General features: G+C 61.9%; 25 protein-coding genes. 18 read left to right on the forward strand and 7 right to left on the reverse strand.

Annotation, left to right across the window (positions count from 1 at the left end):
- Window positions 1-114 precede the first annotated feature (114 nt).
- The 6 genes from dibA to EXN22_RS02425 all read left to right on the forward strand — a co-directional run bounded on the left by dibA (window position 115) and on the right by EXN22_RS02425 (window position 6248).
- Window positions 115-2010: a phosphodiesterase DibA gene (gene dibA / locus EXN22_RS02400; protein ID WP_130262286.1), complete on the forward strand. Its 1896-nt coding sequence runs from the start codon at window positions 115-117 to the stop codon at window positions 2008-2010.
- Window positions 2011-2194: 184 nt separating this feature from the next.
- Window positions 2195-2377, forward strand: a complete 183-nt coding sequence (gene oscA, locus EXN22_RS02405; RefSeq protein ID WP_007941032.1) for a sulfur starvation response protein OscA — start codon at window positions 2195-2197, stop codon at window positions 2375-2377.
- Window positions 2378-2453: 76 nt separating this feature from the next.
- On the forward strand, window positions 2454-3461 hold the full coding sequence (locus EXN22_RS02410) for a sulfate ABC transporter substrate-binding protein (RefSeq protein ID WP_130262287.1): 1008 nt from the start codon (window positions 2454-2456) through the stop codon (window positions 3459-3461).
- A gap of 88 nt (window positions 3462-3549) precedes the next feature.
- Window positions 3550-4368, forward strand: coding sequence for a sulfate ABC transporter permease subunit CysT (gene cysT / locus EXN22_RS02415; RefSeq protein WP_130262288.1), 819 nt, complete (start codon window positions 3550-3552; stop codon window positions 4366-4368).
- A gap of 14 nt (window positions 4369-4382) precedes the next feature.
- Complete coding sequence (gene cysW, locus EXN22_RS02420; RefSeq protein ID WP_130262289.1) at window positions 4383-5255, forward strand: sulfate ABC transporter permease subunit CysW; 873 nt, start codon at window positions 4383-4385, stop codon at window positions 5253-5255.
- 3 nt (window positions 5256-5258) lie between these two features.
- Entirely contained in the window at window positions 5259-6248 is a 990-nt protein-coding gene (locus EXN22_RS02425) for a sulfate/molybdate ABC transporter ATP-binding protein (RefSeq protein WP_130262290.1), read from the forward strand.
- A gap of 69 nt (window positions 6249-6317) precedes the next feature.
- Here the strand turns inward: EXN22_RS02425 and EXN22_RS02430 are convergent, their stop codons facing one another.
- Entirely contained in the window at window positions 6318-7925 is a 1608-nt protein-coding gene (locus EXN22_RS02430; protein WP_130262291.1) for an alkaline phosphatase family protein, read from the reverse strand.
- A 100-nt stretch (window positions 7926-8025) separates the two neighbouring features.
- Window positions 8026-8976 (reverse strand): LysR family transcriptional regulator, encoded by a 951-nt coding sequence (locus EXN22_RS02435; RefSeq protein ID WP_130262292.1) that lies wholly within the window; start codon window positions 8974-8976, stop codon window positions 8026-8028.
- A 144-nt stretch (window positions 8977-9120) separates the two neighbouring features.
- Here EXN22_RS02435 and EXN22_RS02440 point away from each other — a divergent pair, with 144 nt between their 5' ends.
- The 11 genes from EXN22_RS02440 to EXN22_RS02490 all read left to right on the forward strand — a co-directional run bounded on the left by EXN22_RS02440 (window position 9121) and on the right by EXN22_RS02490 (window position 19811).
- Window positions 9121-11463, forward strand: a complete 2343-nt coding sequence (locus EXN22_RS02440) for a TonB-dependent receptor (protein WP_130262293.1) — start codon at window positions 9121-9123, stop codon at window positions 11461-11463.
- A gap of 247 nt (window positions 11464-11710) precedes the next feature.
- Window positions 11711-12499, forward strand: a complete 789-nt coding sequence (locus tag EXN22_RS02445) for an energy transducer TonB (RefSeq protein WP_130262295.1) — start codon at window positions 11711-11713, stop codon at window positions 12497-12499.
- 28 nt (window positions 12500-12527) lie between these two features.
- A complete protein-coding gene (locus EXN22_RS02450) occupies window positions 12528-13256 on the forward strand; it encodes a MotA/TolQ/ExbB proton channel family protein (RefSeq protein WP_130262297.1) in 729 nt (242 codons plus the stop codon).
- Window position 13257: 1 nt separating this feature from the next.
- The gene (locus tag EXN22_RS02455; RefSeq protein WP_045201768.1) at window positions 13258-13659 is read left to right on the forward strand and encodes an ExbD/TolR family protein; all 402 of its coding nucleotides are present in this window, start codon (window positions 13258-13260) and stop codon (window positions 13657-13659) included.
- Window positions 13660-13864: 205 nt separating this feature from the next.
- The gene (locus EXN22_RS02460) at window positions 13865-14446 is read left to right on the forward strand and encodes an alpha/beta hydrolase (protein ID WP_130262299.1); all 582 of its coding nucleotides are present in this window, start codon (window positions 13865-13867) and stop codon (window positions 14444-14446) included.
- A gap of 69 nt (window positions 14447-14515) precedes the next feature.
- Window positions 14516-15457, forward strand: a complete 942-nt coding sequence (locus EXN22_RS02465; protein WP_130262301.1) for a sigma 54-interacting transcriptional regulator — start codon at window positions 14516-14518, stop codon at window positions 15455-15457.
- Between the two features lie 176 nt (window positions 15458-15633).
- On the forward strand, window positions 15634-16419 hold the full coding sequence (locus EXN22_RS02470; RefSeq protein WP_130262303.1) for a MetQ/NlpA family ABC transporter substrate-binding protein: 786 nt from the start codon (window positions 15634-15636) through the stop codon (window positions 16417-16419).
- A 441-nt stretch (window positions 16420-16860) separates the two neighbouring features.
- Window positions 16861-17526, forward strand: a complete 666-nt coding sequence (locus tag EXN22_RS02475) for an amino acid ABC transporter permease (RefSeq protein WP_130262305.1) — start codon at window positions 16861-16863, stop codon at window positions 17524-17526.
- A complete protein-coding gene (locus EXN22_RS02480; RefSeq protein WP_130262307.1) occupies window positions 17507-18166 on the forward strand; it encodes an amino acid ABC transporter permease in 660 nt (219 codons plus the stop codon). The genes EXN22_RS02475 and EXN22_RS02480 overlap by 20 nt, the downstream gene beginning before the upstream one ends.
- Entirely contained in the window at window positions 18163-18936 is a 774-nt protein-coding gene (locus EXN22_RS02485) for an amino acid ABC transporter ATP-binding protein (protein ID WP_130262309.1), read from the forward strand. Before EXN22_RS02480 ends, EXN22_RS02485 begins: the two co-directional genes overlap by 4 nt.
- The gene (locus EXN22_RS02490) at window positions 18933-19811 is read left to right on the forward strand and encodes a transporter substrate-binding domain-containing protein (RefSeq protein WP_130262311.1); all 879 of its coding nucleotides are present in this window, start codon (window positions 18933-18935) and stop codon (window positions 19809-19811) included. The genes EXN22_RS02485 and EXN22_RS02490 overlap by 4 nt, the downstream gene beginning before the upstream one ends.
- Window positions 19812-19874: 63 nt before the next feature.
- On the opposite strand, the gene EXN22_RS02495 is transcribed toward EXN22_RS02490, so the two are convergent.
- The gene (locus EXN22_RS02495; RefSeq protein WP_130262313.1) at window positions 19875-22238 is read right to left on the reverse strand and encodes a penicillin acylase family protein; all 2364 of its coding nucleotides are present in this window, start codon (window positions 22236-22238) and stop codon (window positions 19875-19877) included.
- 84 nt (window positions 22239-22322) lie between these two features.
- On the opposite strand from EXN22_RS02495, the gene EXN22_RS02500 reads away from it, so the two are divergent.
- On the forward strand, window positions 22323-22871 hold the full coding sequence (locus EXN22_RS02500) for a sugar O-acetyltransferase (RefSeq protein WP_130262314.1): 549 nt from the start codon (window positions 22323-22325) through the stop codon (window positions 22869-22871).
- A gap of 45 nt (window positions 22872-22916) precedes the next feature.
- Here the strand turns inward: EXN22_RS02500 and EXN22_RS02505 are convergent, their stop codons facing one another.
- The 4 genes from EXN22_RS02505 to EXN22_RS02520 form a co-directional block, all read right to left on the reverse strand.
- Window positions 22917-23192, reverse strand: coding sequence for a bacteriocin immunity protein (locus EXN22_RS02505; RefSeq protein WP_130262316.1), 276 nt, complete (start codon window positions 23190-23192; stop codon window positions 22917-22919).
- Window positions 23193-23250: 58 nt separating this feature from the next.
- A complete protein-coding gene (locus tag EXN22_RS02510; RefSeq protein ID WP_130262318.1) occupies window positions 23251-23526 on the reverse strand; it encodes a bacteriocin immunity protein in 276 nt (91 codons plus the stop codon).
- Window positions 23527-23528: 2 nt separating this feature from the next.
- Window positions 23529-23996, reverse strand: a complete 468-nt coding sequence (locus tag EXN22_RS02515; RefSeq protein WP_165392178.1) for an S-type pyocin domain-containing protein — start codon at window positions 23994-23996, stop codon at window positions 23529-23531.
- 457 nt (window positions 23997-24453) lie between these two features.
- Complete coding sequence (locus EXN22_RS02520; RefSeq protein WP_130262322.1) at window positions 24454-25017, reverse strand: DUF6436 domain-containing protein; 564 nt, start codon at window positions 25015-25017, stop codon at window positions 24454-24456.
- Window positions 25018-25052 lie beyond the last annotated feature (35 nt).

The raw sequence follows: 25052 nt of genomic DNA on the forward strand, positions 1-25052 counted from the left end.
GGAAGCATTATCCCTGCGCCAGCAAATAAAACCAGTCGGCCTTTTAGATAGGAGGTTAGTGGATGTTTCTACCCTATAATCCCCAGAAATTTTTGTGGGTTTGCCCGGGACCTTATGTCTGCTTCCATTCGAGACGCCATGCGCATGGCGGCGCTCTACCTCGTGTTGTCGGTACTGTGGCTGGCTCTGTCTGATCAATTACTGAACAGTCTTTTCGATGCTGCCGAGCAGATCGCCCGTTGGCAGCTGATCAGCGCGCATTTCTGGGTGTTGTGCAGCGCCTTGCTGATCTTTGTTTCGCGCGCGCGGCTGCTCAACTTCATCGGTGTCGGCGTGCGCTTGCGCCGCGAAGACCGCGAGCGCCTGCGCATGGCCGCAGCGGTGTTCGACAGTACCCTGGAAGGGGTGTTGGTGACGGACCGCGATGGCCTGATCGTGCACGTGAACCGGGCATTCATGCAGATCACTGGCTACGACAAGGACGAAGTGCTCGGCCAGCGCCCGAGCAAGTTCAAGTCCGGTCGCCATGGGGCGCCGTTCTACCAGCAGATTTACGCCACCCTGGCGCAAAAGGGCGAATGGAGCGGTGAGATCTGGAACCGGCGCAAAAGCGGCGAGGTGTACCCGCAATGGCAGACGATTTGCGCCATCCGCGATGACAGCGGCGAGCTGAGCCATTATGTCGCGGTGTTCAGCGACATCAGCGCGATCAAGCATTCCGAGCGCGAGCTGGCCTACCTGGCCCACCACGACCCGCTGACCGACCTGCCCAACCGGCTGCTGTTCAATGACCGCACCCAGCAGGCACTGGCTGCGGCCCAGGCCAACAAGCGCGGCTGCGCCCTGTTGCTGCTCGACCTGGACCATTTCCAGAGCATCAACGATAGCCTTGGCCATAACATCGGTGACCAGTTGCTCAAGGTCGTCGGCGAGCGCTTGCGGTCGTTGCTGGACAATGCAGTGACACTGGCGCGGCTGGGCGGCGACGAATTTGCCGTGCTCGCCGAGAACTGCCCGCAGGTGGGCCAGGCCGCAGCCTTGGCGCAGAGCATCATCGACTGTATGAAAGAGCCGTTCGAACTCGACAGCCAGCGCCTGTTCATCAGTGTCAGCATTGGTATCAGCCTGTTTCCCAGCGATGCCCTGAGCGCCGAACAATTGTTGCGCAATGCCGACTCTGCGCTGTTCAAGGCTAAAACCTGTGGCCGCGCCGGTTACGCGTTGTACACCGAAGAGCTGACGGCCCATGCCCAGCAGCGGGTGGAGACCGCCGGGGAATTGCGTCGGGCGTTGGAGCAGGAAGAGCTGCGGGTCTACTACCAGCCGGTGCACGACCTGAGCAGTGGCAAGATGATCGGTGTCGAGGCGCTGGTGCGCTGGCAGCATCCGCAGCGCGGGCTGGTGCCGCCAGGGGAGTTCATCCCGATTGCCGAGCGCACCGGGCTGATTGCCGATATCGACACCTGGGTACTGCGCCAGGCGTGCTTACAGATGGTGCAGTGGCAGGCCGAGGGGCGGCGGCTGGAGTTCGTCGCGGTGAATATTTCCAGCCGCCTGTTTGGCCATCGCGACCTTTATCAGCAGGTTGCCCAGGTGCTTCACGATACGGCGCTGGAGCCAGCCTTGCTGGAGCTGGAAGTGACCGAAAGCGCGGTGATGGAAGACCCCGAGGTGGCCCTTGAGCAACTGCATCGGCTGCGTGAGCTGGGTTTGCGCCTGGCCATCGATGATTTTGGCACCGGCTACTCGTCGTTGTTGCGGCTCAAGCGCCTGCCGGTGCAGAAGCTCAAGATCGATCAGGGATTTGTTGCCGGCTTGCCGTGTGATGACGACGATGTGGCGATCGTGCGGGTCATCATTGCCCTGGCCCGGAGCATGGGCATGCTGGTGCATGCCGAGGGTATCGAACAGGCCGAGCAGGCGCGCTTTCTGCTCGAGCAGCAATGCCAGCTGGGCCAGGGCTACTGGTTCGGTCGGCCGGCGCCGGCGCAGCAATTGCGCCGGGCCTGAAGGCTCTATCGCGGGCGTAGGAGCGGGCTTGTCCCGCGATAGGCTCCATACAATATTTTGGTTATATAAAAATTCTTAAATAGTATTTTTAAGAATATTCGTGCCCCCCTAAGATTGCCCTCAAGCCAGGCGCAGTCGCTCCCCTTCACGCACTGCACGGCACCCATTTCACAGGAGCACGAGCATGAGCGCATCTCTGCGTAGCGTTGACGGTCAGGACGAAGCCACCATTCTGCGCGAAATCCAGAGCGCCCTGCGCGACCTGCGGTTTGGTGCGGTGGAAATCACCGTGCACAACGCCCAGGTCGTCCAGATCGAACGCAAGGAAAAGTTCCGCCTGCAAAACCCCGGCAACAAGCCCAGCTGACCGACTGTGGGAGCGGGCTTGCCCCGCGATGAACGCGCCACCTAATTAGAAAAATACGCCAATCGGGAGCTTCACCATGTCCATCCGCCGTTATGCCCTGGCCACCCTCGCCAGCGCCGTTTTTGCCGGTTCCGCTATCGCGAAGGACTACGAACTGCTGAACGTATCCTATGACCCGACCCGTGAGTTGTATCAGCAGTACAACGCCGAGTTCATCAAGCACTGGCAGCAGGCTCACCCGGACGACAAGGTGAAGATCCAGCAGTCCCACGGTGGGTCGGGCAAGCAGGCTCGCGCGGTGATCGATGGTCTGCGCGCCGACGTGGTAACCCTGGCCCTGGCCGGTGATATCGATGAAGTGGCCAAGCTGGGCAAAACCCTGCCGGACAACTGGCAGACCCGCCTGCCGGACGCCAGCACCCCCTACACCTCGACCATCGTGTTCCTGGTGCGCAAGGGCAACCCCAAAGGCATCAAGGACTGGGGCGACCTGATCAACAAAGACGTCTCGGTCATCACCCCGAACCCGAAAACCTCCGGCGGCGCCCGCTGGAACTTCCTCGCCGCCTGGGCCTATGGCCTCAAAGCCGGTGGCAGTGAAGCCAAGGCCCAGGAATACGTAAAAGAGCTGTTCAAGCACGTGCCGGTACTGGATACCGGCGCCCGTGGCTCGACCATCACCTTTGTCAACAACGGTCAGGGTGACGTCTTGCTGGCCTGGGAAAACGAAGCCTTCCTGGCTCTCAAGGAAGACGGTGGCAGCGATAAGTTCGACATCGTCGTGCCGTCGCTGTCGATCCTCGCCGAGCCGCCGGTGGCCGTGGTCGACAAGAACGCCGAGAAAAAGGGTAACGAGCAGATCGCCGAGGAATACCTCAAGCACCTGTACAGCCCGGCCGGACAGAAGATTGCCGCCGAAAACTTCTACCGCCCGCGTGATCCGAAAGTCGCCGCCGAATACGCCAAGCAGTTCCCGAAACTGGATCTGGTGACTATCGACAAAGACTTCGGTGGCTGGAAGACTGCCCAACCCAAGTTCTTCAACGATGGTGGCGTGTTCGACCAGATCTACACGGCGCAGTGATGCATTGCCTGTGAGGATGATCGCCGTTCAGTAGCCAGCATGGGCCCGGGATTCGTTCCGGGCTTCGTGCGTTCAACCAGGGACCTTTATGTCACGTCGTATTTCCCCCGTCATACCCGGCTTCGGGCTGACGCTGGGCTACACCTTGGTGTACCTCAGCCTGATTGTGCTGATACCGCTGGCCGCCATGTTCATACATGCCGCCCAGCTCACCTGGGAGCAGTTCTGGGCCATCGTCAGCGCGCCGCGAGTGCTTGCGGCGCTCAAGCTGAGCTTCGGCACGGCCCTGTGCGCCGCCATCATCAACGGCATCATCGGTACCCTGCTGGCCTGGGTGCTGGTGCGCTACAGCTTCCCCGGGCGCAAAGTCATCGATGCGATGATCGACCTGCCGTTCGCCCTGCCCACGGCGGTCGCCGGCATTGCCCTGACCGCGCTGTATGCGCCGGCCGGCCTGGTCGGGCAGTTCGCCACCGACCTGGGATTCAAGATCGCCTATACCCCGTTGGGCATCACCCTGGCGCTGACCTTCGTCACCTTGCCGTTCGTGGTGCGCACGGTGCAGCCGGTACTCGCCGACATTCCCCGTGAAGTCGAAGAGGCCGCCGCCTGCCTGGGTGCCAAGCCGCTGCAGGTATTTCGCTACGTGCTCGCGCCGGCGCTGTTGCCGGCGTGGCTGACCGGCTTCGCCCTGGCCTTTGCCCGTGGCGTTGGCGAGTACGGCTCGGTGATCTTCATCGCCGGCAACATGCCGATGAAGACCGAGATCCTGCCGCTGCTGATCATGGTCAAGCTCGACCAGTACGACTACACCGGCGCCACCGCCATCGGCGTATTGATGCTGGTGGTTTCCTTCATCCTGTTGCTGCTGATCAATCTGCTGCAGCGGCGCATCGAAACCCCTTGAAGGAGGCCACGTCCATGTCTGCGACTTCTATTGGCGCGGCCGCTTCGGCCAATGCCGCCCGCCGGGGCAGTGCCACGTCACGGCGTATCCTGATCAGCCTAGGCTGGTTGATTTTCGCCCTGTTCCTGCTGCTGCCGCTGGTGATCGTGGTGTCCCAGGGCCTGAAAATGGGCCTGGGGACTTTCTTCGAGGCGATCTTCGAGCCCGACGCCCTGTCGGCCCTGAAGCTGACCCTGATTGCCGTGGCCATTTCGGTGCCGCTGAACCTGGTGTTCGGGCTCAGCGCCGCCTGGTGCGTGAGCAAGTACAACTTCCGCGGCAAGAGCATCCTGGTCACCCTTATCGACCTGCCGTTCTCGGTATCGCCGGTGATCGCCGGCCTGGTCTACGTGCTGATGTTCGGCGCCCAGGGCCTGTTCGGGCCGTGGCTGCAGGATCACGACATCCAGATCGTCTTCGCCTTGCCGGGCATTGTCCTGGCGACCATCTTCGTCACCGTGCCGTTCGTCGCCCGTGAGCTGATCCCGCTGATGCAGGAGCAGGGCACCCAGGAAGAGGAGGCTGCGCGCCTGCTCGGTGCCAACGGCTGGCAGATGTTCTGGCACGTAACCCTGCCCAACATCAAATGGGGCCTGATCTACGGTGTGGTGTTGTGTACCGCGCGGGCGATGGGTGAGTTCGGTGCGGTGTCGGTGGTGTCCGGGCATATTCGCGGGGTGACCAACACCTTGCCCTTGCACGTCGAGATCCTCTACAACGAGTACAACCACGTTGCGGCCTTCAGCGTCGCCAGCCTGCTGCTGATCCTGGCGCTCTTCATCCTGCTGCTCAAGCAGTGGAGCGAGTCCCGTATTAACCGTCTGCGCCATAACGCGGCGGAGGAATAATTCATGTCGATCGAAGTTCGTAACGTCAGCAAGCGCTTCAACGCTTTCCAGGCCCTGGACAGCATCAACCTGGATATCCACAGCGGTGAGCTGGTGGCCCTGCTGGGCCCGTCCGGCTGCGGCAAGACCACCCTGCTGCGGATCATCGCCGGCCTGGAAACGCCGGATCAGGGCAGTATCGTGTTCCACGGCGAAGACGTCTCCGGCCACGACGTGCGTGATCGCAACGTCGGTTTCGTGTTCCAGCACTACGCGCTGTTCCGCCACATGAGCGTGTTCGACAACGTCGCCTTCGGCCTGCGCATGAAGCCCAAGGGCGAGCGTCCGAGCGAGAGCAAGATTGCCGAGAAGGTTCACGAGCTGCTGAACATGGTCCAGCTCGACTGGCTCAGCGACCGCTACCCCGAACAGCTGTCGGGCGGCCAGCGCCAGCGTATCGCCTTGGCCCGCGCCCTGGCGGTGGAACCCAAGGTGCTGTTGCTCGACGAGCCGTTCGGTGCACTGGATGCCAAGGTGCGTAAAGAGCTGCGCCGCTGGCTGGCGCGGTTGCACGAAGACATCAACCTGACTTCGGTGTTCGTCACCCACGACCAGGAAGAGGCCATGGAAGTCGCCGACCGTATCGTGGTGATGAACAAGGGCGTGATCGAGCAGATCGGCTCGCCAGGCGAGGTTTACGAGAACCCGGCCAGCGATTTCGTCTATCACTTCCTCGGCGACTCCAACCGCCTGCACCTGAGCGAAGGCCAGCACGTGCTGTTCCGTCCCCATGAAGTGTCGTTGTCGCGTCATGAGATCGAGGGCCACCACCCAGCCCAAGTGCGCGACATCCGTCCGCTGGGAGCGACTACCCGGGTGACCTTGAAGGTCGAAGGGCAGAGCGAGCTGATCGAGGCTGAGGTGGTCAAGGACCACGACAGTCTGAGCGGGCTGGCGCGGGGCGAGACCTTGTTCTTCAAGCCCAAGGTCTGGCAGAAAGTGGCCAACATCTAAGGGCCTCATCGCGGGTCAAGCCCGCTCCCACAAGTTGATCTGTGGGAGCGGGCTTGACCCGCGATGGCTTCACCACACCCCAATCTTCACCACACTGTCCTCCCGCGGCTCGCCATAGCGAAACCACTGCCCACGCCGCTCGATCTCGGCATGGCTGATGGTGGTCCGCCGTTTCAAGCCCCTCAGCCATTCGAACAGATAACCCTGGTGCGTCTCCCGCACGCCGGCAAAGGCCGGGTCCGCGCCCAGATCGTGCAATTCCTGCGGGTCATTGAGCAGGTCGAACAACTGCGCGCGAAAACCGTCATAGGCGATGTACTTCCAGCGCTCGCTGCGCACCATGGTCATCCGGCAACGGTCGATCGGTTGGCCCAACCGTTCACGGGCCGGTGCCTGGAAGGCGTAGTCGTATTCGGCGATGGCGTAGCCGCGCCAGGCGCTGGCCGTGCCATGCAGCAGAGGAATCAACGAGCGCCCCTCCAGCCGATGCTCTGCACCTGGCAGCCCCAGGGCGTCGAGAAAGGTCGGCAGTGCATCGATGGTTTCCACCAAGCGCTCATCCAGTGTGCCGCGGCTGACATCGGCGGCGGCCCGCGGATCACGCACGATCAGCGGTATACCCACCGCAGGCTCGAGCAGAAACTCCTTTTCACCCAGGCCATGGTCGCCAAGAAAATCGCCATGATCGCTGGTGAAGACGATCAGTGTGTCATCCCAGCGTCCATTGCTTTGCAGCACATCGAACAGGCGCCCGAGCTGATCGTCGATCTGTTTGATCAGGCCCATGTAGGTGGGGATCACTTTGCGTCGCACCGCTTCGCGAGAGAAGTTCTGGCTCTCCTGGTGCTGGCGGAACGCGGCATACACCGGGTGATCGTTGTCTTGCGCAGCGGGTATCGCCGGCTGCACCTGGCTGGCGTTGTACAGCGCGTGGTAGGGGGCCGGAGCGATATAGGGCCAGTGCGGCTTGATGTACGACAGGTGCAGGCACCAGGGCTGTTCGCCCTGGGCCTGGATGAAATCGATGGCGCGGTCGGTGGTGTAGACAGTCTCTGAGTGTTGTTCGGGCAGGCGCGTGGGCAGGTCGGCATTGCGCATGTGCCAGCCGCTGAGGATGCCGCCGTCATCGCCCTGGGCAGCATTGGCCCAGCTGTGCCAGGGGTTGTCGTCGGCAAAGCCGTGATCGCGCAGGTAGCGGGTGTAGGGCGCGCTTTCGCGTTTGTCGGCGAACAGTGGATCGTCGGGGAAGATGCCGTCGTGGCGGGCGACCGGCTCGAAACCTGCCTCGTTGAGTTGTTCGGCTGTGCTCCCGAGCGGGTCGATGGCCAGTTGTTGCAGGGCTTCCTGGTTCGGCGTGGCGTGGGTCTTGCCCACCAGTGCGGTGCGGATCCCGGCTGGGCGCAGGTAATCACCCAGCGTCAACTCGTCCAGCGGCAGTGGCACGCCGTTCCAGGCCACTTGGTGGCTGCTGACGTAGCGGCCGGTGTAGGCCGACATCCGCGAGGGGCCACAGATGGTGCCCTGGGTATAGGCGCGACTGAAGCGCACCCCGGCGGCGGCCAGGCGGTCGATGTTCGGCGTGTGCAGGTGGCGGTGGCCATAGCACGACAGGTAATCGCGACGCAGTTGGTCGCACATGATGTACAGCACGTTGCGCACGGTAGTGGAGTGGGGCATGGCAGTCACCTGAGCGAATTTCAGCTGTCTGTTTTCGCCGCCCACGGCGCGCATCACAAGCGCATTTTCTGAATGCCTTTGATGCGTTTTGCGCAATGGCTCAGATCGCCAGGTGCTCCAGGTTGCAGGCGTCAAGGGCGCGGTCGGCCTGATCGGTGAGGATGATCTGCTCGATCATCGCCTCGGCCAGCGGTGACAGGCGCAGGCGCGCCTGGCTGACGATGCCGTAGCGGGTGTAAAGCTCTTCACAGTCGTCACCCAGGCCGTCGATGCTCAGCCGCACCAACTTGCCGTTGGCGTTGTGCAGGGCGTCGCTGTAAGCGCCACAGATGCCGATGGCATCGGAGTTGAGCACCACGCCGAGCAGGCTGTAGCTGTTTTCGCATTCGACGTTGGCGACGAAATCCGGTCGGCCGCTGAGATCGGCGATGACCTTGCGCAGGTTGGGCGGGCGCAGGGTGACGGCCAATGGATAGTGCAACAGTTGCTCGGCGCTAACGCTGGGCAGCGCTGCCAGCGGGTGCCCGAAACGGCAACAGAAGTGCCAGCGCCGCGGGCGCAGGCGCAGGGTCTGGTACTGCGGGTCGGCCTCGAAATGGCGGGTATCGGCGACGAAGAACTCGAACTCCTCGGCCAGCAGGCGTTTGTTCAGGCTCTGCCAGTCATCGACATGAAACTGCACCCGCGCCTTGGGATAGCGGCCAATGAAGCCGCCAATCGCCCGTGGCACCAGGCCTGCAGCGGGCGCCGGGCCGCAGCCAAAGCGCAACTCGCCCGCCTCCAGGCCATTGAACTGGCTGATCTCGTTGCTCAGCTGGCGTGCGCCGCTGACCAGCCGCCGCGCGTGTTCGAGCACCACCAGGCCCTGCTTGGTGGGCGGCAGTTCCTTGTGCGAGCGGTCCACCAACTGGCAGCCAGCGCTGTGCTCCAGGGCCTGGATGCTGCGGCTGAAGGCCGATTGCGACAGGCTCACCGACGTTGCCGCGGCAACAAAGCTGCGGTGTTCGGCAAGGGCAATCAGGTGGCGAAGTTGGCGCAGGTCTATATGCATTTTTCACATAAAAAGTATCGGGCAAATGCATTTGCTCTGCCGCTGGTGCACTCCTTATAAAGGCAATCTCTTATGCAGTAAATGTATGTTGAATCATAAATAAATAACTGAAAGGAATATAAATTCCTTTGCCAGGAGCCGCCCATGAGCCTGTCCCTTCGCGCTGCACCCTTGTCTTCACGGCGGCTCCAGCGCCTGCCCCTGGCCTTGCTGCTGGCCGGCAGCGCCCATTGGTTGCCGGCCCAGGCCGCAGAATCGGTAGCGCCTGAGGTCAAGGCCAGCGACAGTCAGCTCAAGACCGTTACCGTCACTGCCCGGCGCCGCGAAGAGAGCGCCCAGGACGTGCCGACACCGATCAGCGTGCTCGATGGCCAGGCCCTGGAAAGCCAGCGGGTGTATCGCATCCAGGACCTGCAGCAACTGGTGCCCAGCGTCAACGTCGCCTACATGCATGCGCGCCAGTCCAGCGTGTCGATTCGCGGCCTGGGCAACAACCCGGCCAGTGATGGCCTGGAAGGCAGCGTCGGCCTGTACCTGGACAACGTCTACCTCGGCCGCCCGGGCATGGCCGTGTTCGACCTCATGGACATCGAGCAGCTGGAAGTGCTGCGCGGCCCGCAAGGCACGCTGTTCGGCAAGAACACCACTGCCGGGGTGATCAACATCAGCACCCGCGCGCCCAGCTTCACCCCCGAGCGCAGTATCGAAACCTCGGTGGGCGAGGACGGTTACTTCCAGACCAAGGGCACGCTGTCCGGCCCCTTGAGCGAAACCCTGGCCGGGCGCATTTCGGCTTACCGCACGCGCAATGACGGCGACATCAAGAATGAGTTCGACGGCCACACCCTCAACGGCGGTTCGCGCCAGGGCTTTCGCGGGCAACTGCTGTACAAGCCCAGCGAGCAGTTCAACCTGCGCTGGATCGGCGACTACAACGAAGAGGACTCCAGCGCCGGCACCCGCGTGCTGTACAGCACCGGGCCGACCATCAATGGCTTCAATCGCTATGAAGCACGGGCCCGGGCGGCCGGGGCGACGCTGGTCGACGGCAGCAAGCGCAAGGTCAACCTCGACGACGATCAGCAGGTCACAGTGTTCCAGGGCGGCACTTCACTGGAGGCCAACTGGACCCTGGACAACGACTTTACCCTGACCTCGGTAAGTTCTTACCGCTGGTGGGACTTCACCCCGCGCAACGATGACGGCCTCAATGTGCCGGCGGCCTACAACGCCGGTGTTTCGGTGCGCGATAAGCAATACTCGCAGGAGTTTCGCCTGGCCTCGCCCACCGGTGGCTTCTTCGACTATGTGCTGGGTGCCTATTACTTCGGCTCCGACCTGGATAACAAATCCTTCGTTCAGTACGGGCCCCAGGCGGATGTCTGGAACGGCACTCCAGACGGCGCACTGGCCAACGTCAGCAGCGTCGGCAAGGGCCATATCAAGACCGATAGCTTCGCCTTGTTTGCCCAGGGCACCTGGCACCTTACCGAGCGCCTGGACTTCACTGCCGGGGTACGTGGCACCTATGAGGAGAAAAGCGCCTGGGTCGATCGCGCCGCCCCTGTGGGTGGTGCGAGCGTGGCCGGCGCCGCGGCCGCTGCCCGCCAGGGCCGGGTTGGCGCTTATGATTCGGGCGATCTCAACCAGTACAGCACCAGCCCTTCAGGTTTGCTCAACCTGAGTTATCGCTTCACCGATGACCTGCTCGGCTACGCCACCTTGTCTCACGGCGAGAAGTCCGGTGGCGTCAACCTGGCCGTGGGCACCGCGCCGGTAGCCGGTGCCGACTCGCTGCTGATCGGCACCGAGCGCGCCAACAACGCCGAGCTGGGTTTGAAAAGCACCCTCTGGGACCGCCGCTTGCAGCTCAATGCCAATCTGTTCTGGACCGAAGTACACGGCTACCAGACCAACGCCTACGACGATGCCAACCGCGTGCAGTACCTGACTAACGCCGGCTCCGTGCGTTCACGCGGGGTGGAGCTGGAAAGCACGCTGATCCCGGTGCGTGGCCTGACCCTTAACCTCAATGGCTCCTACAACGACGTTCGGTACCTGTCTTACAAAGATGCCCCTTGCGCGCCGGAAGTCGCCCTGCAGCCGGGTGCCCCCGCAGCTTGCGACCTGAGCGGCCATCAGGTGGTCGGTGCGTCGAAATGGATCGCCAACGCCAACGGCCAGTACCAGTGGGACCTGGACAACGGTCTGCAGCCTTATGTCACCGCCAGCTACGCGTTGCGCTCCAAGGCGGTCGGTACGGTCGAAGACTCGGACTTCGCGCAGATCCCCAGCTACGCCGTGGTCAACCTCTCCACCGGCCTGCGTGGCGACCTTGGCCAAGGCCAGTGGGATGTCTCGCTGTGGCTGAAGAACGCCTTCGACAAGACCTACTACACCACCCTCTGGAGCGCGGCCAACGGCGGCTATGAGGGGCTGCTGGGCACGCCGCGGACCTTGGGTGTAACCGGCCGCTACGAGTTCTGAAACAGCGTTTTGCCATGCCTTTGCCGAATACTTTTCATGCCCTGCAAGCATGGCGTTTCTGGCGTTTGGCGCCAGCCCTTGAAGGCTGCGGCCTAGAGCGGTTCGGTCAGTTTTTATATGTGTTCTAGTTATATTCATAACTTTAAAAATTACTTTAAGACATAAGCAGTGCACGTTGATGATTCATCCCAGCGAAGGCAATTGACCTGCCTTCGATGAACCGCACCCACGTCCCAGGAGTTGATCAATGGGTAATGTCCAGACCGCCGCCAGTGCTCACGATGTGCTTTGGCGCCAGACGCCGAGCGGCGAGCTGGTCGACCTCGGTCGCCCGCTGCGGTTGCCGCTGGCGCAGTTGCGCCTGCAAAGCACGCCGAAAAGCGCGCTGAGCCGTCGGGAGAAGATTCTGCTCGGGGTGTTTGCCCTGGCCTTGCACGGTGCGGTGGCGTACTGGGTCAGCCAGGCGCCGACCCCGGTGTTGCCAGTGGTACCGCCGGAAATCCCACCAATGACCATTGAGTTTTCGCAACCGGCGCCTCCCGCTGTGGAGCCGCCACCACCACCTCCGGCGGTGGTTGAGCCGCCGCCACCGGTGGTCGATGAACTGGCCGCCAAGCCTGCACCTAAGCCGGCGCCCAAGCCCAAGCCGAAACCTGTGCCCAAGCCGGTACTCAAGCCTGAACCCAAGGCCGTCGAGCAACCGCCGGCAGCGCCGCAACCGCCAGCGCCTGCCGCACCCCCGGCGCCAGCACCGGTGACGCCGGCGTCGGCCAACGCCGCGTACCTGAAGAACCCGGCGCCGGAATATCCATCGCTGGCTCAACGTCGCGGTTGGGAAGGCACGGTGGTGCTGCGGGTGCAAGTGCTGGCCAGCGGCAAGCCGGGTGACATCCAGATCCAGAAAAGCAGTGGCCGCCAGCAACTCGACGACGCCGCCCTGGCTGCGGTCAAGCGCTGGAGCTTCGTCCCGGCCAAGCAGGGCGATGTGGCCCAGAACGGCTGGGTCAGCGTACCCATCGACTTCAAGATCCGCTAATTCGCGCTAATAGAAGAGAGTATTGATCATGACTGTATTGGCATCCCCCCTCGAATCCATCGAAAGCGCGGTGATCTGGCTGCTGGTGGGCTTCTCCGTCGTCACCTGGGGCCTGGCCCTGGTCAAGGGCGTGCAGTTCGTCCGCCTGAAGAACCAGGACAAACGCTTCCACAAACAGTTCTGGGCCGCTTCAAGCCTGGATTCCGCTGCCGAACTCAGCCATGCGCAACCCGGCGCTGCGGCCCGTGTTGCCCAGGCCGGTTACGCTGCCATTGCCGTCGGTGAGCCGGGCCAACAGGCCAGCGACCTTAGCCAGGCGATCAACCATCAGGACCGTCTCGAACGCGCCTTGCGCCAGCAGATCGTCCGTGAGCGCCGCTCGCTGGAAACGGGGCTGGCGGTGGTGGCCAGCATTGGCAGCACCTCGCCCTTTATCGGCCTGTTCGGCACTGTCTGGGGCATCATGGAAGCGCTCAAGGGCATCAGCGCCGCAGGTTCGGCCAGCCTGGAAACCGTGGCCGGGCCGATCGGCGCAGCGCTGGTCGCCACCGGTGTGGGGATTGCCGTCGCAGTGCCGGCAGTGTTGGTCTACAACTACTTCCTGCGCCGCCTGAAGCTGACCGCCGCCGACCTCGATGACTTTGCTCACGACTTCTACAGCCTCGCGCAGAAGAGCGCATTCCGCGTGCTGGTGCACCCTGCCGCCCACAAGGCCGGCACCGGCCAGAACACCCAGAAAGTGAAGGAGGCCTCCTGATATGGCCTTCTCGACCCAGGACAGTGACGAAGTACTCAGTGAGATCAACGTAACGCCGCTGGTGGATGTGATGCTGGTGCTGCTGGTGGTGTTCATCGTCACCGCGCCGCTCTTGACCAATGCCATCCCGATCAACCTGCCCAAGACCGAGGCCGTGGCCCCGGTGGAGCAGAAAGACCCGCTGGTTGTCAGCATCGACGGTGGCGGCAAGCTGTTTATCAACAAGGATGAGATCCAGCCTGATTTGCTGGAAACCAACCTGCAGGCGGCCAAGGCCAAGGACCCGGAACTGCGCGTCCAACTTCAGGCGGACGATGGCGTGAATTATGGGGAAGTGGCGCGGGCCATGGCCTCGATCGAACGTGCGGGTATTACCAAGTTGTCGGTGATTACCGCTCGCTGAGCAACAACGCTCAGGCAATGCTTCAGGGACCGTCCTTCGGCAGGGGGCGGTCCCTTTTTTTGCTCGGTAGGAGCGGGCTTGCCCCGCGATGAGGTCAAGCCGTCTTGTTATTTGGTTATTAATAAATAGCTTCTTATTCCTTTACGAATATAACCATCTCCCTATACTTGACCTCATGCACGCAAACGCAGCAGGAGGCGTCCCCATGCGCAACGAGTCGATCCGTTACCTGATTGTGCCGGGCTGGCAAGGTTCGCCAGATGATCATTGGCAAACCCATTGGCAGCAGGTGCTGCCCAACAGCGCCCGGGTCGAACAGGCCGACTGGTTGACTCCGCAGCGCCAGGATTGGGTGGCTGCCCTCGAACACGCCGTGGCCGCCGATGAATCGCCCGTGATCCTGATCGCTCACAGCCTGGGTTGCATCACCGTTGCCCATTGGGCGGCGCAAGCCAGCGCGACTCTGCTGCGCCGGGTTCGTGGCGCTTTGCTGGTGGCGCCGGCGGACGTCGAGCGTCCGACTTGTGCTCCGGCGCTGCGTAACTTCGCACCGATTGCGCAACTGCTGTTGCCCTTTCCAAGCCAGGTGGTCAGTTCCGACAACGACCCGGCCGTGAGTGCGCCTCGGGCCATGCAACTGGCCCGTGCCTGGGGCGCTGAGGTGGGCTTTCTCGCCGGTGCCGGGCACATTAACGTCAAGTCCGGGCACCGTCGCTGGGAACAGGGTTTTGCCTACCTGTATCGCCTGCAGAACCGCCTGGAGCAGCACGCCCTACGCCGCGCCTGAGGTTCAGGCGCTGACCCTTTGCCTTGATTCGAACGCCCGGGTGTAAAGCGCTCAGGGCGGGAGTTTGCCATGAGTAATCACGACACCTTCGGCCAACCGTTGCTGACCTTTCCCGAACTGGACAAGAGCCCGCTGAGTATCCGCGCCAAGGCGCTGGTATTTGTCGACCCGCGCTCGCGACAACTGCGCGAGGAACTGGAGCTGCTCGCGCCCTTGGCCCTGCCGGTGTTGATCCGCGGCGAGACCGGCACCGGCAAGGAACTGCTGGCAAGGCAGATTCACCGTGCCAGTGACCGTGGCGGGTTGTTTGTTTCGGTCAACTGCGCGGCAATCAGCCCGACCTATGCCGACGCCGAGCTGTTCGGCTACAGCGCCGGCGCCCACAGCGGTGCCGCCAGTAGCCGGGCCGGCTGGTTCGGTTCGGCCAATGGCGGCACCCTGTACCTGGATGAAATCGCCGACTTGCCGCTGCCAATCCAGACCAAGCTGCTTTCGGCCCTGGAGAACCGTGAAGTCACCCGTGTCGGTGCCCAGCAACCGAATCCGGTGGATGTGCGTCTGGTTGCCGCGTCGAGCATTGATCTTGCCGAAGCGGTCAGTGCCGGCAAGTTCCATGACCGCCTCTATCACTACCTGCGCGAAGGCCAGCTGGAGCTGCCTGCCTTGCGCGAACGGGTTGGCGATATCCTGCCGCTGGCCGAGTATTTTGTCGGTATCTACAGCCCGCGCCTGAACCTGCCGGTGCCATTGATCAGCGAGGCGGCGCAGCGGGTGTTGGAATTGCATGGCTGGCCGGGCAACACGCGCGAGCTTGAGAACGTCATTCACTTCGCCCTGCTGGTCAGCAGTGGTGACGAAATTCTCCCTCAGCATCTGAGCCTGCCAACCCCGTTGAAGGCTCTGGCTGGCCAGCTGGAGCAGTTGTTGAGCCTTGGCGAACCAGATGAGCGCAGCGCGTTGCAACAACTGCTGGAAAAGACCATGTTGCGCCTGGCGCAACCACACGCCTGAGCCAATGCGCAGGGCGCATGGATGCGTCCGTTCAAAATGGCATAAGCAGCAAAATAAAAGATATTGTTCTGGTATAAAAAATCTAGGTATTGTCCGCTTCAAGCCAGCTAGCAAAGTGCTGGCAACCCCCACCTTCGCCGTCGCCCGATGGCCGTGTATTCGAATAAGGACTGCGCATGAAAAAGGCTCTGTTGTTGACTGCTCTGGCGGCCGCTCTGTCGGTTGCAGGTTTGGCCCAGGCGGGCGAGAAACTGGTGGTTGCCGCTACTCCGGTACCGCACGCGGAAATCCTCGAGCTGATCAAGCCAACCCTGGCCAAGCAAGGTGTGGACCTGGAGATCAAGGTATTCACCGACTACGTGCAGCCTAACGTGCAGGTTGACCAGAAGCGCCTGGACGCCAACTACTTCCAGACCCTGCCGTACCTGAAGAACTTCAACGAAGGCAAAGGCACCCACCTGGAAACCGTGATCGGCGTGCACGTTGAACCTTTTGGCGGTTACTCGAAGAAGGTCAAGAGCCTGAGTGAACTGAAGGAAGGCGCGACCGTTGCCATTCCTAACGAAGGCAGCAACAGCGGTCGTGCCCTGTTGCTGCTGCAGAAGGCTGGCCTGATCACCCTGAAGGACCCGAAGAACGCCCTGGCGACCCCAAAAGACATCGCCGAGAACCCGAAAAAGCTGAAATTCCGCGAGCTTGAATCGGCCATGCTGCCGCGTGTGCTGGATCAGGTCGACCTGGACCTGATCAACACCAACTACGCCCTGGAAGCCGGTCTGAATCCAGCCAAGGACGCCCTGGTGATCGAAGGCGCCGATTCGCCATACGTGAACTTCCTGGTGGCCCGTCCGGACAACAAGGACAGCGACGCCATCCAGAAGCTGGCCAAAGCCCTGACCAGCCCTGAGGTGAAGACCTTCATCGAGAAGAAGTACAGCGGCGCGGTACTGCCGGCGTTCTGATTCACCCCAGTGGGAGCGGGCTTGCCCCGCGATGCGATCTGCCAGTCATATCGCATCGCGGGGCAAGCCTGCTCCCACAGTGCATTTAATTTCCTGCTTTGACTGCGCGGCGCAATGCCGTCAGCCACTTGATCAATTCGTTTGCATCGAGGGTCGGAGCGCTATTCATCTTTTGTCTTCCTTGTTGGTGTGATGGGTCGACAGCGCTTGGATAGCATTTGCAGCGAAAAGGTCCCGCCACCGCCAAGGATTTCGCAGGTTAGCTGTTTGGGTGATATCAATATGCAATAAAGGTATTTAAATAAATATTTTTATACCTTTAGAGTCTACTCATTGTGCTCACCCGCACTGACAACCCCTGTGTAGAGCCGCCCGTTTACCCTCGGGCCGGTCCGAGATCCTGCCCATGCCCCATTGCCATCGTCTGCCGAGGCTCACTCCATGAGCTTCGACTTCGCCTTTATCCTTAGCACATTGCCAGCCTTTCTCAAGGCGGTGGGCGTCACCTTGCAAGTGGGCCTTATCGCTATCGCTACTTCGCTGCTGGTGGCGCTGGTCAATGCCGCGATCCTGGTTTACCGCACGCCGTACCTGCAACGCCTGGTAAAGCTCTACGTGGAGCTTGCGCGCAATACGCCGTTGCTGATCCAGTTGTTCTTCGTCTACTTCGCCTTGCCGGAGCTGGGCCTGAAGATTTCCGGCTTTGCTGCGGCGATCATCACCATGACCTTTCTGGGCGGTGCCTACCTCACCGAGGTGCTGCGCGCCGGTGTCGAGGCGGTGCCTGTGGCGCAACTGGAATCGGGGCGCTCGATCGGCCTGTCAGAAGGTCAGCTGCTGCGCCACGTGATCCTGCCCCAGGCCGGGATTCTCAGCCTGCCGGCGTTGTTCGCCAACTTCATCTTTCTGCTCAAGGAAACCACCGTGGTGTCGGCGGTGGCGGTGCCGGAGATTCTCTACACCACCAAGAGCTACATTGCCCTGTACTACAAGACCTATGAAATGCTCGCGGTGCTGACGCTGATCTGCGTGCTGCTGTTCTTGCCCTTGTCGCTGCTGCTCAGCCGCCTGGAACGGAGGCTGCAACATGGCCAGTTCGGGTCTTGAGCTGTTGCTGGTGTCCTTGCCGCAGTTGGGCAAGGGCGCGGCGCAGACACTGGCAATCTCGGCGCTGAGCATCGTTTTCGCCACCCTGGGCGGCGTGCTCTATGGCGTGCTGGCGACCCTGGGTAAACGTAGCGTGAATGTACTGCTGCGCATTTACCTGGAGTTGTTCCGGGCGATCCCGGTGCTGGTGTGGCTGTACCTGCTGTTTTTCGGATTGCCGATTTTCTTTGCCTTGAGTATTCCAAGCTTCTGGTGCGCGGTGCTGGTGCTGTCGTTGTGGGGTGCCAGCGAAGTGGGTGAGGTGGTGCGTGGTGCACTGCAGTCGCTGCCACGCGGGCAGCGCGAAGCCGGGCTGTCGATCGGCCTGTCGGGTGCGCAGTTGTACGGCTACGTCCTGCTGCCCCAGGCGCTCAAGCGCATGACACCGCCGACCATCAACATCTACACGCGCATCATCAAGACCAGCTCCCTGGCGGTGCTGATCGGCGTGGTCGATGTGATCAAGGTCGGCCAGCAGATCATCGAGCGCACCTACGAGTCGGTGCTGATCTACGGCGCACTGTTCCTGTTTTTCTTCTTCATCTGCTACCCGCTGTCAGCCGCCTCGCGCGCGCTGGAGCGTCGCTGGACACACGCATGAGCGCACTGATCGAGTTCAAGGGCTTCAACAAATTCTTCGGCGAGCAGCAGGTGCTCGACCACGTCGACCTGCAGGTAAGCAGCGGTGAAGTGGTGGTGATCCTCGGCCCCAGCGGCTGCGGCAAAAGCACCTTGCTGCGCTGCCTCAACGGCCTGGAAACCGCCCACAGCGGCAGCCTGCGCCTGGCCGGTCAGGAGCTGCTGATGCCTGGTACCGACTGGCGCCAGGTGCGCCAGCAGGTCGGCATGGTGTTCCAGAGTTATCACCTGTTCGGCCACATGAGTGTGCTCGACAACCTGCTGCTCGGCCCGCTCAAGGTGCAAAAACGCGAGCGCCGCGAAGCCCAGGCTCAGGCCGAAGCCTTGCTGGCCCGAGTCGGCCTGCTGGACAAGCGTGACGCTTTCCCGCGCCAGCTTTCCGGTGGCCAGCAGCAACGCATCGCCATCGTCCGTTCGCTGTGCATGAACCCGCAAGTGATGCTGTTCGATGAAGTCACTGCGGCGCTCGACCCGGAAATGGTCAAGGAAGTGCTGCAAGTGATCCAGGGCCTCGCCGAAGGCGGCATGACCCTGCTCATCGTTACCCATGAAATGGCCTTCGCCCGTGCGGTGGCCGATCGCATCGTGTTCATGGAGGCCGGCAGGATCCTTGAACAGCGCGACCCCGAGAGCTTCTTTACGAACCCGCAGAGCGCACGCGCGCAGCAGTTTCTGGAGAAATTCAGCTTCGTTGAAAGCCTGCCTAAAACCCCCGCAAAGGAACTGTCATGAAAACTGCCAAGACGTCGAAACTGCTGTTGTCCCTCCTCGGGCTGGCCCTGCTGGCCGGCTGCAACAAGGCTGAAGAGCCGGGCAAGCCAGCCGCCGGTGGCGTTGCACCGGCTACCAGCTACCTGGAAACCATCAAGGCCCGCGACAAACTGATTGTCGGCGTGTTCACCGACAAGCCGCCGTTCGGTTTTGTCGACGAGGCCGGGCGCTATGTCGGCTTTGATACCGACATCGGCCGCCAGCTTGCCAAGGGCTTGCTGGGCGATGAGAACAAGGTGGAGTTCGTTGCAGTCGAGCCGGCCAGCCGTATCCCGTTCCTGCAGAGCGACAAGGTCGACCTGATCCTGGCCAACATGACCGTGACCCCGGAGCGCAAAGAGGCGGTGGAGTTCACCAACCCCAACCTGCGGGTTGCCGTGCAGGCCCTGGTGCCCGAAGGCAGCAGCGTGAAAAAACTCGATGACCTGGCCGACAAGACCACCATCGTGACCACGGGTACCACCGCCGATATCTGGCTGACCAAGAACCACCCGGACTGGAAGCTGCTCAAGTTCGAAAAGAACACCGAGTCGCTGCAGGCTTTGGCCAGCGGTCGTGGGGATGCCTATGCCCAGGACAACCTGATCCTGTTCAGCTGGTCGAAGCAGAACCCGGGCTACCGCGTGCTGGATGAAAAACTGGGCGAGGAAGCGCCGATTGCACCAGCGGTGAAGAAGGGCAACATCGAGCTGCGCGATTGGGTTAACGCTGAGCTTGCGCGCCTGGGCGAGCAGAAGTACCTGCTCAAACTGTATGACCAGTATGTGCGCAAGGAACTGAGCGATGACACCAAGCCTGAGAGCGTGATTGTCGAAGGCGGTAAGTGGCAGGGCTGATTTATCGCGGGGCAAGCCCGCTCCTACCGATCTGGGTAGGAGCGGGCTTGCCCCGCGAAGCTTTCAAGGCACCAGTTTCAAGGTGCTCTGCGCCGGAATCACCCCCATCTGTGCCTTGTGATACCGGCCCTCGATATAGTCCTTGGCCTGATCAGCATAATGCTTGTCGAATAGCACCCCGCTTTGCCCGACCGGGTTGATGGTCAGCGCCTGGCCTGCATCGGCAAAGTCGATCAGGCGTCGGGTGGACGGGCCATAGGTCACCGGCCACGGCGCCGGACCGATCTTCGCCGACAGGTTGTTCGGCACTTCATGGGTACCCGGTGCGGCAAAGGGGCCCACATTGAACAGCAGGTTCAGCGGCTTTTGCAGCCCCAGCGGATGGTTGTGGGTCAGGGTATGCGCCTTGCCCCATTGCCAGCCTGCCGGGTCGTTGCCGAAGGTCTCGCGCAGGTGGGCCAGGGTTTTACCCCAGGCCTGCTTCACCGCCGCAGTGCGGTCGCCTTGTTCGCTGCTGCCCTGCTTGCCCCACCAGGGTGAGTTGGCGTCGGCTGCCAGGCGAGGCAAGGCGGCGTCGATGGCGCGGGTGCTGATCAGGGTCTTGAACCAGGTATCGCCCAGCTCATCGTGCAGCGCCGCGTAGGCCAGCTCGTAGAGGAACTGGTTGAACAGCGTGGCGCTGACCGAGTCCACCGGATAGTCACCGTTCCACGCCGCCAGTTGCTCGACCAGTTCCTTCTGCTGATCGCCCTCGGCCACTTCGCGCAGTACCGAGAGCAGTGGCGCCAGGGTGCGCGGGCCGTAGTCGGTGATGGTGTCCAGTTGCAGAGCCTGGCTGTTCTGCTGGTCCCATTTGGTTTGCGGGTCGGCCAGGTGCTGGTTCAGGCGCTGGCCACGGTCGGCCAGGTTGTAGTAGCCCGGGATCGGCATGCTGGCTGGCGGCTGGAAGTTGGCCGAGACGATGTAGCCGCTGGCCGGGTTCTCTGACTGCGGGTTGGCACTGAAGGGGTAGAAACCCAGTTTGTCGGCCTGGGGCGTGCTGCCATCCAGAATGAAACCCGGGTTGACCCCTTCAGGGCGAATGGGCAACTGCGCCGCGGCCCACCAACCGATATCGCCACGGGCGTTGGCCCAGATCAGGTTGAGCCCGGGTGCCTGAATCTTTGCTGCTGCGGCGCGCATCTTGTCCAGGGTGTCGGCGCGGTTGACTTGATAGAAGCCGTCGAGCAGTGGGTTCTTGGTTTCCAGGAACGCCCACCACAGGGCAATGGGCGCAGCGCCTGCAGTTTCGCCCAGCGCTGTGTTGACGATCGGCCCGTGAGATGAGCGGCGCAGGGTGATGGTCACCGGCGCTTCGTTCTTCACCGCAATCTGTTCCCGGGTCTGGGTCAACGTCTGCCACTGGCCGTTGATCTTTACCTGTTCGGAGTTGTCCGGGTTGACCTGTTCGGCGATCAGGTCGACGTCGTCGTTCTGGAACATGGTCAGGCTCCAGCCGAAGTCGCGGTTGTGCCCAAGGGATGCGAAGGGGTTCAGCGCCTGGTGGTAGCCATAGAGGTTGAAGCCGGGCGCAGTCAGTTCCGCCTCGTACCACACCGAAGGCACGGCGAAACTGATGTGCGGATCGCCGGCCAGCAACGGTTTGCCGCTACGGGTGCGACTGCCGGAAATGGCCCAGGCGTTGCTGCCTTCGTACTGGGGAATGCCGGCATCGCTCAGGGCCTTGTGGCTGAGCTGCGCCAGTTGTTGCAGGCTTTGCCAGTCACTCGCGGCCAGGGCTGGCTTGCCGGCCAGGGCGCCTTGCGGGTTCCAGTCGAGGTCGAAGATTTTCAAGTAATCGGCGCCCAACTGGTCACGGATGTAAGTCAGCACAGGTTCGGTACGAAATGCAGCGGCAAAGCTGTAGGCCATGTAACCAGCGATGCTGATGGTGTCCTGCGCGGTGAAGGGACGGGGCGTGATACCCAGCGCGTCGAACTCCATCGGCTTGGGATGGCTATCCTGCCAGGCGTTCACGCCTTCGAGGTAAGCCTGCAGGGCAAGCCAGGCTGGCGAGGTTTTGTCCTGGCGTTCGACGTAAAGCTCGGCCTGCTCGCGAATGCGCAGGCTGCGGAACAGGGTGTCGGTGGTCACCAGCTTGCTGCCGAGGATTTCGGCCAGCTCGCCGCGGGCCAGGCGACGGACGATCTCCATCTGGAACAGGCGGTCCTGGGCATGCACATAGCCCAGGGCGCGGTACAGGTCGGCCTCGTTCTGCGCCTGGATATGCGGCACGCCGCGGGCGTCGTAGCGCACGCTGACCGGCGCCTGCAGGCTGCTCAAGGTGACCTCGCCATCGCGTTGCGGCAGCTTGCCGTGCACATACCAGTAACTACCGCCAGCGGCCGCGGCAATGACCACGGCGAGGAAGGTCAGGCTGCGCTTCATCGTGACTCCTTGTGCTTTTTTGCGGATCTTGTGGTCCGATCATCGAGGTAAAGTCGGACAGAGGATAGTCCCAAAGGAGGGAAGATGAAGCTCAGTGAAAAGCAGAAGATGCTCGGCGGCCAGCTCTATCACGCCAGTTGCCCGCAGCTGCAGGCCGAACAGATCGCCAACAAAAACTGGATGGCGCGCTACAACAACAGCGCCGAACTGCTCAACGAGCAACGCCATGGTTTGCTGGGCGAGCACTTTGGCAAGATCGGTGACGGTGTGGTGATTCGCCCGCCGTTCTACTGCGACTACGGCTACAACATCAGCGTCGGCGCCAATGTGTTCATGAATTTCAACTGCGTGATCCTCGACGTTACCCCGGTGAGCATTGGCGATGATTGCCAGATCGGCCCAGCGGTGCAGATCTACACCGCCGACCATCCGCTGGACCCGGAGCTGCGCCGCAGCGGCCTGGAAAGCGGGCGGCCGGTAACGATCGGCAACAATGTCTGGATCGGCGGCGGGGCGATCATCCTGCCGGGGGTGGCGGTGGGTGATAACGCAGTGATCGGTGCCGGCAGCGTGGTGACCCGCGATGTGCCGGCGGGTGCCACCGTGGTCGGTAACCCGGCGCGGGTACGGTGAAAGCTGCCTGTGGGTACGTGTCGGTCGTCCCCACAGGCATCTGGTTCAGGCAGGTTTGAAGCCGGGCTTGCCGTTGGCAGCGCGCCATTCCTTGACGCGTCTCAGGACGCCTTCGGGGCTGTCTTCTTCGCCTACGGCGGGGTAGCAAATGACGTCGGATTTGCCGGGGTGTTCGGTGATGGTTACGAAATGGTTCATTAACTTGTCAATGTACTGGCCATATTCCTTTCCGGTAAGCCCAGATCGATTCTCGAAGAACTCACGAACAAGCTCCAGGAATTCGGCGTCGGTGTAATCCTCAATGCGCTGCTTCAGTTCCATGATTATGGTCTCCTGCTGCCTGTGGGTACCTGTCGGGTCGTACCCACAGGCATGCGGCTCAGGCAGGTTTGAAGCCGGGCTTGCCGTTGGCAGCACGCCATTCCTTGACGCGTTTCAGGACGCCCTCAGGGCTGTCTTCGTCACCTTCGGCGGGGTAGTAGATGAGGTCGGATTTACTTGGGTGTTCGGTGACCGCCTCAAGATGGCCCAATAATTTATGATGGAAGGCGTCGAGGGCGCTACCACGTAGTCCTGACCGATTTTCAAAGAACTCGCGGACAAATTCCAGAAATTCAGCTTCTGTGTAGTCTTCAAGTCGAGGTTTCAATTCCATCTTCATGGTCTCCGGATGTGCAGATTGATATGGCGTCTGGGTGTCATGAGCGTGAGATTATCGAGATCGTAGACAGCGCCGCCATTCGCAATGTGCTCAATATGGTGCAATTCGAGTGTTCTACGTCCGCCAACTTGTTCCGTAGCGGGTGCAAACGGGGACAGCCCTTCTCTCATTCTGTCTCGGTTTTTCTTGTTGAAATGAATACGTAACTCAGCATTGTCTTCTACCGCCATCCAGAACGCCTCGCGCAGCTTTTCGGCAATTTGTGACGGAATGGGTGCACCGTCAGGTGTGCTCACCGCCTGGGCCCAACCCTCCCCGGGAACTTGCCCATACCCTGTCGCACCCCCTGCATACTCGCGCGCATCCTTGAGCATGATGTAGACCGGGGCGAGGCCCGAGTCGGCGGGGAAGACGATGATGTAGTCGTCGAAATGCGCATCGGTCAGCCCCGGCAGCGGCGACACGGTCGGGACAGTGGGGACATGGATCGTGCCTGGATAGTGGTGGTGGCGCCCACACCGTCAGACGTGAAGCTGTAGCTGTTTTGAGCCTGGCCTTGGCAGCGTTTTTCAAACCTGTTTCGAATGCGGACAGAACCGCTTCGAAGGTCGCCATAGCCCCCCGTGAGGCGGCGAGTACGAGTGTGTGGCTGGTGCTGGCAGTCCAGGCATTGAACACCGTTGGGGTTTGCGCCGCAGGTTGACCGGCCAGTGCAGCCAGGCGTGTCTGCTCTTCGAATGCTGCAGTGATGTTCTGGTGTGCGCTTGCCATGAGTTCGGCAAGCCACGCTTGTTTAGGATTCGGGTGGCCTTAGGTGCACAGTTCCATTGTTAGACATACAGGTTCTCCTGTTCTGTATGTCGTCAGCCTAAAAAGCTCGGCCTCATTGAGTGCCATAACTAATTAGGGTGTGCAGCCTGTCTACCAGGGGCAATAGCACCCCACCGCCATGGTGTGGGTGGCGCTGACTGCCCGGCCTTGGCTCAAGGCAAGCAGGATCGGCTCGATGAAGCTGTTGCTCGAGTTGCAGGTCGCGCCTTCGCTGTAGGGGCCGAAGTAGGCCAGTTGGCCGTTGCGGTCCCAGATCGCCACGCCGGGGGTGGCTGGCAGGTGTTCGGCGCCAGGCAGCTCGCTCAGCGGTTTGAGCGCGCTCAGGGTGGCGGGCAACTGGCCGCGCGTTCCGGGCTTTTGCACCACATAGAACTCCACGCCCTGGGGGCCGAAGTGCTCAATCAGCTCGCCCAGGTGCTGCTGGTTGCCGACGTTGCACGGGCAGGCCGGGTCCCAGAAGTGCACTAGGCGGATCGGGCCGGGGCCGGCAATGCTTGCCGGCAGTTGCAGGCGGTCGCCGGAGAACAGCGCGGTCTGGTTGTCGAAGGTGCGCAGGTAGCGGCTCTGGAAGCTGTCGTAGGCCCACCACAGGCCGGCGCCGCAGAGGGCAGCGAGCAACAGGCCAAGCAGGGTGCGGATGGGCGAGCGGGGCATGTCGGCAATGTCCGAAAAAAGTCGCCTAGCTTGCC

Origin of the sequence: Pseudomonas tructae (genome assembly GCF_004214895.1) — a bacterium.
GTDB classification, from domain to species: Bacteria; Pseudomonadota; Gammaproteobacteria; order Pseudomonadales; family Pseudomonadaceae; genus Aquipseudomonas; species Aquipseudomonas tructae.

Bases quoted from the DNA above. Each gene is read 5' to 3' on its own strand.
- dibA (WP_130262286.1), top strand. From the start codon at position 115: ATGTCTGCTTCCATTCGAGACGCCATGCGCATGGCGGCGCTCTACCTC.
- oscA (WP_007941032.1), top strand. From the start codon at position 2,195: ATGAGCGCATCTCTGCGTAGCGTTGACGGTCAGGACGAAGCCACCATT.
- EXN22_RS02410 (WP_130262287.1), top strand. From the start codon at position 2,454: ATGTCCATCCGCCGTTATGCCCTGGCCACCCTCGCCAGCGCCGTTTTT.
- cysT (WP_130262288.1), top strand. From the start codon at position 3,550: ATGTCACGTCGTATTTCCCCCGTCATACCCGGCTTCGGGCTGACGCTG.
- cysW (WP_130262289.1), top strand. From the start codon at position 4,383: ATGTCTGCGACTTCTATTGGCGCGGCCGCTTCGGCCAATGCCGCCCGC.
- EXN22_RS02425 (WP_130262290.1), top strand. From the start codon at position 5,259: ATGTCGATCGAAGTTCGTAACGTCAGCAAGCGCTTCAACGCTTTCCAG.
- EXN22_RS02430 (WP_130262291.1), bottom strand. From the start codon at position 7,925: ATGCCCCACTCCACTACCGTGCGCAACGTGCTGTACATCATGTGCGAC.
- EXN22_RS02435 (WP_130262292.1), bottom strand. From the start codon at position 8,976: ATGCATATAGACCTGCGCCAACTTCGCCACCTGATTGCCCTTGCCGAA.
- EXN22_RS02440 (WP_130262293.1), top strand. From the start codon at position 9,121: ATGAGCCTGTCCCTTCGCGCTGCACCCTTGTCTTCACGGCGGCTCCAG.
- EXN22_RS02445 (WP_130262295.1), top strand. From the start codon at position 11,711: ATGGGTAATGTCCAGACCGCCGCCAGTGCTCACGATGTGCTTTGGCGC.
- EXN22_RS02450 (WP_130262297.1), top strand. From the start codon at position 12,528: ATGACTGTATTGGCATCCCCCCTCGAATCCATCGAAAGCGCGGTGATC.
- EXN22_RS02455 (WP_045201768.1), top strand. From the start codon at position 13,258: ATGGCCTTCTCGACCCAGGACAGTGACGAAGTACTCAGTGAGATCAAC.
- EXN22_RS02460 (WP_130262299.1), top strand. From the start codon at position 13,865: ATGCGCAACGAGTCGATCCGTTACCTGATTGTGCCGGGCTGGCAAGGT.
- EXN22_RS02465 (WP_130262301.1), top strand. From the start codon at position 14,516: ATGAGTAATCACGACACCTTCGGCCAACCGTTGCTGACCTTTCCCGAA.
- EXN22_RS02470 (WP_130262303.1), top strand. From the start codon at position 15,634: ATGAAAAAGGCTCTGTTGTTGACTGCTCTGGCGGCCGCTCTGTCGGTT.
- EXN22_RS02475 (WP_130262305.1), top strand. From the start codon at position 16,861: ATGAGCTTCGACTTCGCCTTTATCCTTAGCACATTGCCAGCCTTTCTC.
- EXN22_RS02480 (WP_130262307.1), top strand. From the start codon at position 17,507: ATGGCCAGTTCGGGTCTTGAGCTGTTGCTGGTGTCCTTGCCGCAGTTG.
- EXN22_RS02485 (WP_130262309.1), top strand. From the start codon at position 18,163: ATGAGCGCACTGATCGAGTTCAAGGGCTTCAACAAATTCTTCGGCGAG.
- EXN22_RS02490 (WP_130262311.1), top strand. From the start codon at position 18,933: ATGAAAACTGCCAAGACGTCGAAACTGCTGTTGTCCCTCCTCGGGCTG.
- EXN22_RS02495 (WP_130262313.1), bottom strand. From the start codon at position 22,238: ATGAAGCGCAGCCTGACCTTCCTCGCCGTGGTCATTGCCGCGGCCGCT.
- EXN22_RS02500 (WP_130262314.1), top strand. From the start codon at position 22,323: ATGAAGCTCAGTGAAAAGCAGAAGATGCTCGGCGGCCAGCTCTATCAC.
- EXN22_RS02505 (WP_130262316.1), bottom strand. From the start codon at position 23,192: ATGGAACTGAAGCAGCGCATTGAGGATTACACCGACGCCGAATTCCTG.
- EXN22_RS02510 (WP_130262318.1), bottom strand. From the start codon at position 23,526: ATGGAATTGAAACCTCGACTTGAAGACTACACAGAAGCTGAATTTCTG.
- EXN22_RS02520 (WP_130262322.1), bottom strand. From the start codon at position 25,017: ATGCCCCGCTCGCCCATCCGCACCCTGCTTGGCCTGTTGCTCGCTGCC.